The organism is Streptomyces soli (assembly GCF_003999195.1).
Taxonomy (GTDB): Bacteria; Actinomycetota; Actinomycetes; order Streptomycetales; family Streptomycetaceae; genus Actinacidiphila; species Actinacidiphila soli.
Genome location: NZ_RJVR01000232.1, coordinates 1 through 12,716, shown reverse-complemented (window position 1 = coordinate 12,716; position 12,716 = coordinate 1). Strand labels below are relative to the sequence as shown.

Here is a 12,716-nt window from a genome sequence, read left to right as displayed (position 1 = left end):
GGATGCCCGCCACATCCCCACCCGGGCATTCTGCCTTTATGACGAAACCGCCCCTCCGCCGCCTGACCGTCGCCGACGACCTGGCCGGCTGCCTCAAGCTCGCCGTCAACCGCGACTGGGGCGCCGAGGAGCACAAGTGGCGCTTCCTCTTCACCCATGGCGAGGTCTACGGCATTGACGCCCCGGACGGCGACGGCCTGGCCGGCACCACCATCCTCACCCGCTACGGCAGCACGCTTGCCGCCGTCAGCATGGTCCTGGTCGCGGCCCGTTACGAAGGCCGGGGCTTCGGCCGCCACCTCATGACGCATGCCATCGACCAGGCCGGCGACGCCACCGTCACCCTCCACGCCACCGACCGGGGGCGCCCCCTGTACGAGAAGCTCGGATTCCGCCCGATCGGCACTGTCATCACACACGTCGGCCGCTTCACGCCCACCGCCGACCACCCCTCCGGGACGGGGACGGTCCGCCCGGCCACCGAGGCCGACCTGCCCGCCCTCCTCACTCTCGACGCCGAGGTCTTCGGCGCCGACCGCGCGCCGCTGCTGCGCCGGCTCCCCCACTTCGCGGAACACACCGTCCTCGCCGAGTCCGGGTCACCCGACGGCAGGATCACCGGCTACGCCGCCGCCTGGCGGAACATCGACACCCTCGTCATCGGCCCCGTCATCGCCGACACCCCTGACACTGCCCGCCAGTTGATCGCCGCCCTCGCCCGCAACGCCGGTCCCGACACCGCCGTACGCCTCGACCTGCGCACCGACCGCCTGGCCGAGACCGACGGCCTCCACCTCTGGGCCGCCGCCCAGGGAGTGCTGCCCGGCTTCCCCAACACCCTCATGGTGCTGGGCGATCGCGACCTCCCCGGCGACGACCGCCGCCGCCACACCCCGCTCATGGTCGCCCTCGGCTAGTCGGTGCGGTCGGTGCGGTCGGTGCGGTCGGTGAAGCGCGGGGCGCCGGGCTCGGGCGGGAGGCGGGTGGCGCGGGCCAGGAAGGCGATGGCGTGGTACCAGCCGCAGAGGGTGATGAGGTCGAGCAGCTGCTCGCCGCTGCCGGCTGACCGCGCTCGGCCGCGAGGCGGTGGAAGCGCTGGGCGGGCTGTCGCGGTGGGCCGACCGGTGGGCGGAGGACACCCCCAGCGCCCCCGCCCCCGCTTCCGGCCCCGCTCCCGGTCGCGACTGAGCCCCGGCTACCAGGTCACCGCGCCCGCGACCTGCTTGGTGGTGGCGTTGAGCCGGTTGAAGAGGTTGGTCACGCCGATCCACAGAAGCAGGGCCGCGAGCTGCTGCTCGTCGTAATGGTCGGCGGCCTCGTCCCAGACCTCGTCCGGCACCGGATCGGCCCGGTCGGCCAGCCGGGTGGCCGCCTCGGCGAGCGCCAGCGCGGCCCGCTCGTCGTCGGTGAAGTAGGGCGCCTCCCGCCAGGCGGCCACCGCGAACAGCCGCTCCTCGGTCTCCCCGGCCTTCCTGGCGCTGCGCGCGCCCAGGTCGACACAGAAGCCGCAGCCGTTGATCTGGCTCGCGCGCAGATGGACCAGCTCCAGGGTCGCCTCCGGCACACCCCCGTTCTTCGCGGCCTTGAGGATGGCCAGGATGGGCTCCATGGCCTCAGGGATGACCACGGCCGGGTTCTTCATACGTGCTTGCATGACTGTTCTCCTGTCACATCCACCGGGTTCTGCTCGTCATAGCTCTGACGGAACGCGACGGAAGAATGTGACCGATGGACACACACGAATTTCTGACAGAGCGCTTCGAGGAGAACCGCACCCACCTGCGGGCGGTGGCCTACCGGATGCTCGGCTCGCTCAGCGAGGCCGACGACGCCGTGCAGGAGGCATGGCTCCGGCTCAGCCGCTCCGACACCAGCGACGTGGAAAACCTCGCCGGATGGCTCACGACGGTCGTCGGACGGGTATGCCTGGACACGCTCCGCTCGCGCCGCGCCCGTCGCGAGGAGCCCTGGGACGTACATGTGCCGGAGCCGATCGTGAGCCACGCCGACCGGGTCGACCCCGAGCACGAAGCACTGCTGGCCGACTCCGTCGGCCTCGCCCTCCTCGTGGTGCTGGAGACGCTGGCCCCCGCCGAGCGGCTCGCCTTCGTTCTGCACGACATGTTCGCCGTGCCCTTCGACGAGATCGCCCCCGTCGTCGACCGCAGCCCGGCCGCCACCCGCCAACTCGCCAGCCGCGCCCGGCGTCGCGTACAGGGAAACGCCCCGGTCCCCGACGCCGACCTCTCACGTCAACGGGAGGTCGTCAACGCCTTCCTCGCCGCCTCACGGGGCGGGGACTTCGACGCGCTGCTCGCGGTGCTCGACCCGGACGTCGTGCTGCGCGCCGACGGCGGTGTCCTGTCCCAGGGCCTGTCCAAGCTCGTTCGCGGCGCACGGGCCGTCGTCGAGCAGGCGCTCACCTTCTCCAGCTACACCCCGTACGCCCGGCCCGCGCTGGTCAACGGAACCCCCGGCCTCATCACCATCCCGAACGGGCAGGCTTTCGCGGTCATGGGCTTCACCGTCACCAACGGCAGGATCATCGAGATCGACATCCTCGCCGACCCCGCCCGCCTCAGCCGGATCGACCTGACCATCCTCGACGACTGATCCCCCCGTAGGGTCCAGCTTTTCGTGTCCTCAGACGACCGCCTGACCAGGTCAGTCTGAAACGTCCGGACCTGTTGGCCACTGGTTCCGTCCCAATTCCGTGGCCATTGAGGTCTTCGAAGCCTGGGCTCAGCGTGCCCGACCGGCGAGACCGCCGGCTTCCTGGGCGCTTCGCCATTCCTCGTAGAGCTCATAACACGATCATGATTGGGCTCGTTTGAGGCGTCGCCAGCAGAGTCCTGTACGCCGCCCGGCATCCGGAGCACATCAACCGGCTTGCGCTGGTAACCCCCAGTCCGAAGGTCGCCGGAGTGGAGGTCACCGATCAGGACCGGCGTGAGGTGGCCGAACGAAGGCGTGCGGAACCGTGGTTCCCCGACGCCTTCGCCGCCTTCGAACGGATCTGGGCGGGTGGTGCGGCGGACGCCGGATACGGGCGGGGGGACGCGGCCGCGCAGGCGCACCAGTCCAAGGAGGACAGTCGGCGCGACAACGCCGCGGTGCCGTTCTACTGCGCCGGCGGCGCGCTGGACCCGGTCGCCACCCGGCGGCCGTGGACGTCAGGTGCTCGTGAGGATGACGAGTTGCTGGGTCGCTCGGGTCATCGCGACATAGCGGTCGACCGCTCCTTCGATACCCTTGCCGAACGCCTCTGGGTCGATGAGGACGACCAGGTCGAACTCGAGCCCCTTCGACATCTCCGGGGTCAGCGACCGGACGCGGGACGTCGCCCGGAACGCGGGATCACCGATGACGCAGGCGATCCCGTCGGCATGCGCGGCGAGCCAGGTGTCGAGGATCGAGCCCAGATCCGAAACAGATCCGTGTACGACGGGGACGTCGCTGCTGCGGATGGAGGTCGGCACATTGGCGTCCGAGAGCACGGCCCGGATGACCAGCTCGGCTTCCGCCATGACCTCTTCCGGCGTCCGGTAGTTGATGCTCAGGGAGGCCACGTTGATCCGGTCGAGCCCGACCCGCTCGAGCCGTTCCTGCCACGACTCTGTGAACCCGTGCCTGGCCTGGGCGCGGTCCCCGACAATGGTGAAGCTCCGGGACGGGCAGCGGAGCAGCAGCATGTGCCACTCTGCGTCGGTCAGTTCCTGAGCCTCGTCCACGATGATGTGCGCGAACGGGCCGGCGAGAGGTTCCGGGTCGATGCCGGGCAGTGCGCTCTCGTCGATCAGGCTGTCCTGCAGGTCCTGTCCGCGCAGCATCGTCACCGCACCTTCACCGTCGTCATCGGCCTCCAGCAGGCCGTCGATGACGTCGGCCCTGCGCGCACGTTCGGCGGCGACAGAGGCGTCGTGCCGACGCTTGCGTCGTGACGCCTCCGGGTCGCCGAGCCGTTGCCGTGCCGCGTCCAGGAGCGGCAGGTCGGACACTGTCCAGGCCTGGGCGTCCTCGCGCTGCAGCTTCCGAACGTCATCGGTGCTGAGCCAGGGAGCGCACTTGCGCAGGTAGGCGGGTACCGACCACAGATCTCCGACGAGGTCAGTCGCTTCGAGCATCGGCCACGCGCGGTTGAGGGTCCTGATCAGCTCTCGGTCCTGCAGCAGCGACCTCCTAAGCAGGTCGGGCGGGGCGTCACTGTCGTCCTTGTCCATCAGGATCGTGAGCAGTTCCTCCCGGATCTGGTCGCGCGCCTCGTTGTGCGGAGTACCTGGTTCCACTGCTTCGAACGCCGCCGCCCAATCGCCGGCGCTCAGCCAGATGTCGGACCAGTGGCTCGAGACCGTCATCCCCTCGGTGGGCGGCTCCTCGTAGATACTGACGGCCGGCTCGATCGCCTTCACCAGGTCCGCGGACGACTTCAGAAGGGCCACGCTCGGGTCGGTCTCGATCGCTGCTCCGGCTCCCTCGGCGACGAGGTCCCGCAGGGTGCAGGTCTGCACGCCCTCCTCTCCGAGGCTGGGCAGGACATCGGCGACGTAGGCCAGGTAGGGCTGGTGCGGACCGACGAACAGCACGCCGCCCCGACGGTGACCGAGGCGAGGGTCGGAGTAGAGGAGATAGGCGGAGCGGTGCAGAGCGACGACGGTCTTCCCCGTACCCGGACCGCCGTCGACGACGAGAGCGCCGCGGGATCCCGCGCGGATGATGGCGTCCTGGTCGGCCTGGATGGTGGCGAGCACGTCTCGCATCCGGGTCGACCGGTTGCTGCCCAGGCTGGCGATGAAGGCGGACTGGTCGTCGAGCGCGGCGTGCCCTTCAAGCCCGTCAGCGGTGAACACTTCGTCCCAGTAGTCGCTGATCCGGCCGCGGGTCCAGCGATACCTGCGGCGGCTTGCCAGACCCATCGGGTTGGCGTGGGTCGCTGCGAAGAACGGCTCAGCCGCAGGGGAGCGCCAGTCGAGCAGCAGCCGACGACCCGCGCTGTCGGTGAGGCCAAATCGTCCGACGTACACGGGCTCGGGGTTGTCTGTGCTGACGATGTGTCCGAGGCACAGGTCCAAACCGAAGCGACGCAAGGCGCGCAGGCGACCGGTCAGCCGGTGGATCTCCATGTCCCGGTCCATCGCCTCCCGGCCAATGCCGCCGGGCGCCATGCGCTCGGCATCGAGGCGGTCGGACAGTTCGGCGATCGCCTGCTCGAGGCTCTCCGCGATGGCCGCGAAGTGCTGCTCGTCGCCGTCGATCAGCGTCGGGTCGGCCTTGGGGGAGAGGCGGTCGGGAAGGTCAAACGCGCTGGTAGTCAGGGGGTTCATGTCATCAGCTCCGATCTGAGGTCGCTTGCAACCATTGCGCGCAGCAAGGCGTCTGGACCGGCGTGACGAACCTGGTGGCCATGACGAGCAACGCTCCGCCTGACGTGGACCCCGTGGCCGTTGTCGGTTCAGGTCGCCAGGGTTTGTAGGTTCTAGTGTTCTGGGTCCTGGCTCGATGAACCCGCGTGGTTCACGCGGACACGGGCGGCCTTTCTCGGCTGACCGCGCCGAGCAGCAGCGTTGCGGCCACCGTCGCCCCGTCGGTGCGGATCGTGCCGGCAACGGCGGTCGCTCGTGCGCGGGTCTCGGGGGTCAGAGCCGTGCTGAGTGCGGCTGACAGGGACTCGGTGGTCGGAGTCGGACCGCCGTGTGCCGTGCCGATGCCCAGGTCGGCCACCCGGCCGGCCCAGTACGGCTGGTCCGCCGCCTGGGGTACCACCACCTGGGGCGCGCCGGCCCGGGTGGCCGTCGTCGTCGTGCCCGCGCCGCCGTGGTGCACGACGGCGGCCACCCGGCCGAACAGTGCCTGCTGGTTGACCTCGCCGACGACGAAGCAGTCGTCCCGGTCGTCGATCAGGGCCAGGTCCGCCCAGCCGCGCGCGACGAGTGCGCGGCGGCCCTGCGCGCGGATCGCCTCGATGGCCACCCGGGCGATGTCCTCCGAGACAAGGCGCATGCTGCCGAAGCCGACATACACCGGTGGTGCGCCGGCGTCCAGGAACGCCACCAACTCGGCCGGGAGCGGGCGTTCGTCCGGCAGGATCCACGCACCGGTGTGCACGACGTCGAGGTCCGAGGTCTCCTGCCACGGGCCCAGGGTCGGGTCCGCCGCCAGCCACGGGTGGTCGGTGAGGATGAAGTTGCGGACGTCGTCCACCGGTGGCAGACCGATCGAGGCCCGGTGGGTGTTGAGCGCCGCGCCGTGCAGCGCGTTGAAGCTCTGGGCGTTCAGGTCCCACAGCACCCGGTTGTCGGTCACCTCCGGTGGGACCGGCTGGCCCGGCAGCAGCCCCGCCGGCGGCGCGTGGTGCGGCGACGGCAGAATGAACGGGCAGAAGGTCGCGTACACGTAAGGGATGCCCAGCTTCTCGGCCACCGACCGCGAGGCGAAATGCGCCAACCCGGTCGCCAAGAGGGCGTCACATCCCTCGGCTACCGCGGCGACGGGGTCGAACTGCGCGGCCAGCTCGGACACGCGCCGGGACGCGTCCGCCGCCGACGACGGTCGCACCATCGAGCCCATCGGCGGGCCGACCGGCACCAGCGGCACTCCGACACCGGCCAGCAGCTCAGCGAACTCCTTGTCCGGCGGCGCGCACATCCGCACCTCCGCGCCGAGTGCCCGCAACCGCACCGCGAGTCCCGCCAGTGGTTCGACGTCCCCGCGCGACCCATACGTCGACAACAACACACGCATTTCGCGACTTCCGTTTCCGTAGATCTGGCCTCGGTCGGCGATTCTGCGGCACGACAGGGGGCTTGCCGCAAGCCCCCCGGTGCGCTATAACTTAAGAGTGGAAAGGAGTGGGTACTCTCCTTTCCCCTTTATCGTCCGCTGTGGACGGACAACCTCCTCGCGAAATACCCGGCGCGCCGCGTACGGCGGTACCGTCGGCCCAGGAGGATCTCCTATGGGCCTACGGATGCAGCCGCGGAACGAGAAGTTCTCCACCCTCTAGGAGGCCGCGGCAACAGCCGTCTGCTCTGGTCCTTGGAGCTCGACCTCCGGACCTTCCTGTCCAATTGGCCGGACAGTGGACACATCTCGATCTCGCCGGAATTGGACGCCGAAAACTGGACCCTCCCCGCCGCCGCCGCAGCAGCAGCCGCGATTTACGTCTGCGCCATGTCCACGAAGCGGGAGTAGTGCCCCTGGAAGGCCACCGTGATCGTCGCTGTGGGGCCGTTACGGTGCTTGGCGACGATCAGGTCGGCTTCGCCTGCGCGCGGGGACTCCTTCTCGTAGGCGTCCTCGCGGTGCAGCAGGATGACCATATCGGCGTCCTGCTCGATCGAGCCCGACTCGCGGAGGTCGGAGACCATCGGCTTCTTGTCGGTGCGTTGCTCGGGACCACGGTTCAGCTGGGACAGCGCGATCACCGGGACCTCCAGCTCCTTGGCCAGCAGCTTGAGGTTTCGGGACATGTCCGAGACCTCCTGCTGCCGGCTTTCCGGGCGCCGGGAGCCGCCGGACTGCATCAGCTGGAGGTAGTCGATGACGACCAGCCGCAAATCGTTTCGCTGCTTCAGGCGGCGGCACTTGGCGCGGATTTCCATCATCGACAGGTTCGGGGAGTCGTCGATGTAGAGCGGCGCCGCCGAGACGTCCGGCATGCGGCGGGCCAGCCGGGTCCAGTCGTCATCCGTCATGCTGCCGGAGCGCATGTGGTGGAGGGCGACCCGGGCTTCGGCCGACAGAAGGCGCATCGCGATCTCGTTGCGGCCCATTTCGAGCGAGAAGATGACGCTGGGCATGCCGTTGTTGATCGAGCAGGCGCGGGCGAAGTCCAGGGCCAGCGTGCTGTTGTGGGTCGGCACCATCGAGCGGGTGGCCAGGTACAGGTGTTCCGGATTGTCCACCTGGACGCAGCGAACCGGGACGCTCTCGATCTCTCGCGCATCGGTGATGAAGCGCTGCGACAGCTTGGGAGTGCCAGGTCGTCGCCGCTCGGCGTGCACTCGTCGCTTCCGCTCCAGCCCGAAGACATCATCGGAAGTCGTGAAATTGACGATGTACGCGATAGATGATTTCTCGGTGCGCCCCTTGACGCTCTTGGTCGTCATGCCGCAGCGGTAACCGAGACCCACAAGAAGCTCACGGAATCCTTCCGCCAGGACCCGATTGGTGACTGTGAACTGAACCGAACCGGTGTTGGTGACCGTTCCGTCAGTGTCCAGTAGACCGGCCAGCAACGCCCTCCGCTGCGCGATGGAACCGCGCAGGTACTCCTGTGGAATGTGCTTGTCGCCCAGGACGCCCAAGTCACGAAGCGCCGTCCGGAGACTGCCGTAACTCCTCGTGCAGGTGGAGCACCGGGGCTTCGAGAAGGCCGAGAAGCACACTTTGCCGCAGTCCACACAGGTGGCATGGGGAACCGGAGCCGACACGCTCCTCGCTCTGCCCCCGCACGACTTCCCGCAGCTCCGCACGTGGGCGAGCTTGGGAACAAACACTTTCCCGCAGACCACGCAGGACCGTTCCAGAAGTTCCGGCTCCTCGACCGCGAACCTGAGCGCATAGGTGATCGATGTGCCCACGCGCCGGACCTCGAAACCCTCGTTCTCGACGCGCTGCACGACCTCCGGATCGGCCGACGTGATCCGTGCGGCTTCACTGTGGCCATCGCCGAGCCATGCACCAAGCGTGTACGGCGGAACAGGCAGCTTCTGATGAGGGAGATCAAGAGGGGCCGCATTCTTCACGGTATGGTTCAGCCGCTGGTCAGCCAGGCTCGTACAACGCAGCGTGGCAGCGATCTCTTTGGTCGTCCTGACCGCAGCGTGAGTTCTCTGCCGATCCGGTCTGTTTTCCCGAGCCGACCGCCGTGAGGCCCTGGTGTCGGTGAGCCACTGATGATCCGCGTCAGCGACGACTGCCGTCCCGTCGTCGAAAGTGACTTCGTAACAGGGACGCCCGACCATGACATCGGTGGCGGCGACCACCCGGGTCGGTGTCCCGTCGGCAGCGAGCAGCAAGTCTCCGACGTTGACCTCGCCCATGGTGGTCCACCCGGCAGGAGTGGGGAGCACAGTGTCCAGAGCCAGTGCCTTTCCCATGGCGGGCCGGGCGGCGATGACGATCATCTGGCCGGGATGGAGGCCGTTGGTGAGGGAGTCCAGGTCGGTGAAGCCCGTCGGGACGCCGGACATCTGGCCGCTGCGGGAGCCGATGGCCTCGATCTCGTCGAGGGCGCCTTCCATGATGTCGCCGAGGGGGAGGTAGTCCTCGGAGGTGCGCTGTTCGGTGACGGCATAGATCTCGGCCTGGGCGGAGTTGACGATCTCGTCGACGTCGCCGTCGGCGGCGTAACCCATCTGGGTGATGCGGGTGCCGGCCTCGACCAACCGCCGTAGCACCGCGCGCTCGTGGACGATCTCGGCGTAGTACTCGGCGTTGGCGGCGGTGGGGACCGCGTTGACGAGGGTGTGGAGGTAAGGGGGGCCGCCGACCTTGGTGAGTTCGCCGCGCTTGGTGAGTTCGGCGGCGACGGTGATCGGGTCGGCGGGCTCGCCTCGGGCGTAGAGGTCGAGGACCGCGGCGTAGATGGTCTCGTGGGCGGGGCGGTAGAAGTCGGCGCCCTTGAGGACCTCGACGACGTCGGCGATGGCGTCCTTGGAGAGCAGCATGCCGCCGAGGACGGACTGTTCGGCGTCCAGGTCCTGCGGAGGTACGCGTTCGAAGCCGCCGGCGAAGGCGTCGTCGCGGCGTTTGTCGCCGTCGCGGGAGTCGTCCTTCTTGCGGAAGCGGGAGACGGGGAGGCGGTCGCCGGGGCCGTTGTCCGGGGGGAAGGGGGGTTCCTCTCCCCAGTGGTCGTCCGCGGGTTCGGGCTGGCTCACCCCCGTCACCTCCTCCCGTGCGGCGGACCGCTGTGTGCTTGTTGTTGCTTACGCTTTCTTACGCCACAGCGCTGACAGTCGAGCCCTGTGGGGAGGGCAGCGGCGCGTCGGGTGACGGTCCACGGTAGGGGTGCAGGGCGCCGTCAGCCAAGATGGTTATCCACAGGGGCTGGGGAAGCCTGTGGATGAAAGAGGCCACGCCTGTGGAGAAGCCCCTCCAACCTGTGCACAGGTCGGGGGACAGCCACGTGGACAAGCACACAATCACCCGATGATCAGTGGCCTGACCTGCGAATTCCTCATCCACGCACTGTGGACAAGAAAAACTTCACCGGTAGGCTCAAGATCCTGACAAACGGCACGGAGGAGATCACGCTACGCAGTCGTCGGTAATAGACGGTCGGCACTTGCGGTCATTACATGTGGATGATTACCCTGAGCGAATGACACAGGCACCCGATGACCTCCGCGCCGCCCCCGGCGGCGCGCCCCGCCGTCACGACCGGGAGATCATCGCCCTCGCCCTGCCCGCCTTCGGAGCGCTCGTCGCCGAGCCGTTGTTTCTCCTCGCCGACAGCGCCATCGTGGGCCACCTCGGCACCCCGCAACTCGCCGGGCTCGGTGTCGCCGCGACCCTCATCGCGACCGCCGTCGGGGTCTTCGTCTTCCTCGCCTACGCCACGACCGCCGCCGTCGCCCGCCGGGTCGGCGCCGGCGACCTGCCCACCGCGATCCGCCAGGGCATGGACGGCATCTGGCTCGCCCTGATCATCAGCGCCGTCGTCGTCGCCGTAGCCATACCCGCCGCCCCTGCCCTCATCGACCTGTCCGGCTCCTCCGCGACAGCGGCGCCCTACGGGGTGACGTATCTGCGGATCAGCTCCCTCGGCATCCCGGCGATGCTGGTCGTCTTCGCCGCCACCGGTGTCCTGCGCGGGTTGCAGGACACCCGTACGCCGCTCTACGTCGCCGTCGCCGGCTTCGCCGCGAACGCCGGGCTCAACCTCACCCTCGTCTACGGCGCCGGCCTCGGCATCGCCGGCTCCGCCTGGGGGACGGTCATCGCCCAGAACGCCATGGCGGCCGTCTACCTCACCGTGGTTGTGCGGGGTGCCCGGCGGCACTTGCGCGGCACCCGCCCGCAGCGGAGTCGAGGCGGAGCGCGACCGGGATGGTGGGAGTCGCTGCGGCCCGACGCCGCCGGGATCCGGGCCTGCGCAAGGGCCGGGGGGCCGCTGTTGGTGCGGACGCTCTGCCTGCGGGCGATCCTGGTGATCGCGACCGCCGTCGCGGCCCGGATCGGCGATGTCTCGATCGCCGGCCACCAGGTCGCCTTCACCCTGTGGACGCTGATGGCCTTCGCCCTGGACGCCATCGCCATCGCGGGGCAGGCCATCATCGGCCGCTACCTCGGCGCCGACGACCCGGCCGGCGCCGCCGCGGCCTGCCGGCGCATGGTGCAGTGGGGGATCGCCTCCGGCGTCGTACTCGGCCTGCTGGTGGTCGTGGCCAGGCCGCTGATCGTGCCGCTGTTCACTTCCGACCCGGCGGTGCGGGACGTGCTGATGCCGGTGCTGCTGATCGTCGCGCTGTCCCAGCCCGTGATGGGGGTGGTCTGCGTCCTCGACGGAGTGCTCATGGGCGCCGGGGACGGCCCCTACCTCGCCTGGTCGATGCTGGTCACCCTCGCCGTCTTCACCCCGGCCGCCTTCGCGGTTCCCGCACTGGGCGGCGGCCTGTCGGCCCTGTGGTGGGCGCTGATGCTGATGATGCTGACCCGTACGGCCACCCTGGGGCTGCGTGCCCGCTCCGGAAAGTGGCTGGTGACGGGGGCCGTACGCGCCTGAGCAACGCGAAGGGCCCGGAACCGACAGCGGTTCCGGGCCCTTCGCGTTGCCTTGCGTCAGGCTGCGACAACCTCGACGTCGACCGAGGCCGCGACCTCGGGGTGCAGACGGACCGAGATCCCGTGCGAGCCCAGCGTCTTGATCGGCGAGCCGATCTCGATGCGGCGCTTGTCCACGTCCGGACCGCCGGCGGCCTTGATGGCAGCGGCGATGTCGGCCGGGGTCACCGAACCGAACAGGCGGCCGGCGTCACCCGCGCGGGTGGCCAGCTTGACCTTGACGCCCTCGAGCTGGCCCTTGACGCTGTTGGCCTGCTCGATGGTGTGGATGTCGCGGATCCGGCGCGCACGGCGGATCTGCTCGACGTCCTTCTCGCCACCCTTGGTCCACGCGATCGCGAAACCGCGCGGGATCAGGTAGTTGCGGGCGTAGCCCGGCTTGACATCGACGATGTCGCCGGCGGCACCGAGGCCGCTGACCTCGTTGGTGAGGATGATCTTCGACATGCTTGATTCACCCTCCCTTAGCGAGCGGTCGAGGTGTAGGGCAGCAGCGCCATCTCACGGCTGTTCTTCACGGCCGTGGCGACGTCACGCTGGTGCTGGGTGCAGTTGCCGGTGACCCGGCGGGCACGGATCTTGCCGCGGTCGGAAATGAACTTCCGCAGCAGGTTCGTGTCCTTGTAGTCGACGTACGTGATCTTGTCCTTGCAGAACACGCAAACCTTCTTCTTAGGCTTGCGAGCAGGCGGCTTCGCCATGGTCTCTCTCCAGTATGATCAAGAAGTTTTGGTACGGACCCGCCCCTAGAAGGGCGGTTCGTCCGAGTAGCCGCCGCCGGAGTTGCCGGAGCCGGAGCCGCCGCCCCAGCCACCGCCGCCACCGCTGCCCTGGCCACCACCGGCCGGAGCGCTGGTTGCCCACGGGTCGTCGGCCGGAGCGCCGCCCTGGCCGCCGCCGGAGCCTCCGCCCCAGCTGCCGCCCTGGCCGCC

9 protein-coding genes and 1 pseudogene are annotated in these 12,716 nt (G+C 69.1%); 3 read left to right on the top strand and 7 right to left on the bottom strand.

Annotation, left to right across the window (positions count from 1 at the left end; translation table 11 throughout):
* Positions 1 to 38 precede the first annotated feature (38 nt).
* A complete protein-coding gene (locus EFK10_RS23090) occupies positions 39 to 917 on the top strand; it encodes a GNAT family N-acetyltransferase (protein ID WP_127357553.1) in 879 nt (292 codons plus the stop codon).
* A gap of 278 nt (positions 918 to 1,195) precedes the next feature.
* Here the strand turns inward: EFK10_RS23090 and EFK10_RS23080 are convergent, their stop codons facing one another.
* Positions 1,196 to 1,654: a carboxymuconolactone decarboxylase family protein gene (locus EFK10_RS23080; RefSeq protein ID WP_127357552.1), complete on the bottom strand. Its 459-nt coding sequence runs from the start codon at positions 1,652 to 1,654 to the stop codon at positions 1,196 to 1,198.
* Positions 1,655 to 1,728: 74 nt separating this feature from the next.
* Between EFK10_RS23080 and sigJ the strand changes: the two genes are divergently transcribed.
* A complete protein-coding gene (gene sigJ / locus EFK10_RS23075) occupies positions 1,729 to 2,613 on the top strand; it encodes an RNA polymerase sigma factor SigJ (RefSeq protein WP_127357551.1) in 885 nt (294 codons plus the stop codon).
* Positions 2,614 to 3,173: 560 nt separating this feature from the next.
* On the opposite strand, the gene helR is transcribed toward sigJ, so the two are convergent.
* The 3 genes from helR to dnaB all read right to left on the bottom strand — a co-directional run bounded on the left by helR (position 3,174) and on the right by dnaB (position 9,878).
* On the bottom strand, positions 3,174 to 5,321 hold the full coding sequence (gene helR, locus EFK10_RS23070) for an RNA polymerase recycling motor ATPase HelR (RefSeq protein ID WP_127357550.1): 2,148 nt from the start codon (positions 5,319 to 5,321) through the stop codon (positions 3,174 to 3,176).
* Between the two features lie 190 nt (positions 5,322 to 5,511).
* Positions 5,512 to 6,738: a glycosyltransferase gene (locus EFK10_RS23065; protein WP_127357549.1), complete on the bottom strand. Its 1,227-nt coding sequence runs from the start codon at positions 6,736 to 6,738 to the stop codon at positions 5,512 to 5,514.
* Positions 6,739 to 7,154: 416 nt separating this feature from the next.
* Positions 7,155 to 9,878, bottom strand: coding sequence for a replicative DNA helicase (dnaB, locus tag EFK10_RS23060; protein WP_206305553.1), 2,724 nt, complete (start codon positions 9,876 to 9,878; stop codon positions 7,155 to 7,157).
* A 443-nt stretch (positions 9,879 to 10,321) separates the two neighbouring features.
* Between dnaB and EFK10_RS23055 the strand changes: the two genes are divergently transcribed.
* Positions 10,322 to 11,725, top strand: coding sequence for an MATE family efflux transporter (locus tag EFK10_RS23055; protein ID WP_127357547.1), 1,404 nt, complete (start codon positions 10,322 to 10,324; stop codon positions 11,723 to 11,725).
* Positions 11,726 to 11,781: 56 nt separating this feature from the next.
* Here EFK10_RS23055 and rplI read toward each other — a convergent pair whose 3' ends face one another.
* From rplI to EFK10_RS23040, 3 genes and pseudogenes are all read right to left on the bottom strand, one after another.
* Positions 11,782 to 12,231 carry a 50S ribosomal protein L9 gene (rplI, locus tag EFK10_RS23050; RefSeq protein WP_127357546.1) on the bottom strand — a complete coding sequence of 150 codons (450 nt, stop codon included), beginning with the start codon at positions 12,229 to 12,231 and terminating at the stop codon, positions 11,782 to 11,784.
* A 17-nt stretch (positions 12,232 to 12,248) separates the two neighbouring features.
* Positions 12,249 to 12,485: a 30S ribosomal protein S18 gene (gene rpsR, locus EFK10_RS23045; protein ID WP_026250812.1), complete on the bottom strand. Its 237-nt coding sequence runs from the start codon at positions 12,483 to 12,485 to the stop codon at positions 12,249 to 12,251.
* Between the two features lie 45 nt (positions 12,486 to 12,530).
* Positions 12,531 to 12,716, bottom strand: a pseudogene (locus tag EFK10_RS23040) (single-stranded DNA-binding protein); the annotation flags it as partial.

What these genes read in the sequence shown, in the direction of transcription:
- helR (WP_127357550.1), bottom strand. Translation starts at nt 5,321, where the DNA reads ATGAACCCCCTGACTACCAGCGCGTTTGACCTTCCCGACCGCCTCTCC.
- EFK10_RS23065 (WP_127357549.1), bottom strand. Translation starts at nt 6,738, where the DNA reads ATGCGTGTGTTGTTGTCGACGTATGGGTCGCGCGGGGACGTCGAACCA.
- sigJ (WP_127357551.1), top strand. Translation starts at nt 1,729, where the DNA reads ATGGACACACACGAATTTCTGACAGAGCGCTTCGAGGAGAACCGCACC.
- EFK10_RS23090 (WP_127357553.1), top strand. Translation starts at nt 39, where the DNA reads ATGACGAAACCGCCCCTCCGCCGCCTGACCGTCGCCGACGACCTGGCC.
- rplI (WP_127357546.1), bottom strand. Translation starts at nt 12,231, where the DNA reads ATGTCGAAGATCATCCTCACCAACGAGGTCAGCGGCCTCGGTGCCGCC.
- rpsR (WP_026250812.1), bottom strand. Translation starts at nt 12,485, where the DNA reads ATGGCGAAGCCGCCTGCTCGCAAGCCTAAGAAGAAGGTTTGCGTGTTC.
- EFK10_RS23055 (WP_127357547.1), top strand. Translation starts at nt 10,322, where the DNA reads ATGACACAGGCACCCGATGACCTCCGCGCCGCCCCCGGCGGCGCGCCC.
- EFK10_RS23080 (WP_127357552.1), bottom strand. Translation starts at nt 1,654, where the DNA reads ATGCAAGCACGTATGAAGAACCCGGCCGTGGTCATCCCTGAGGCCATG.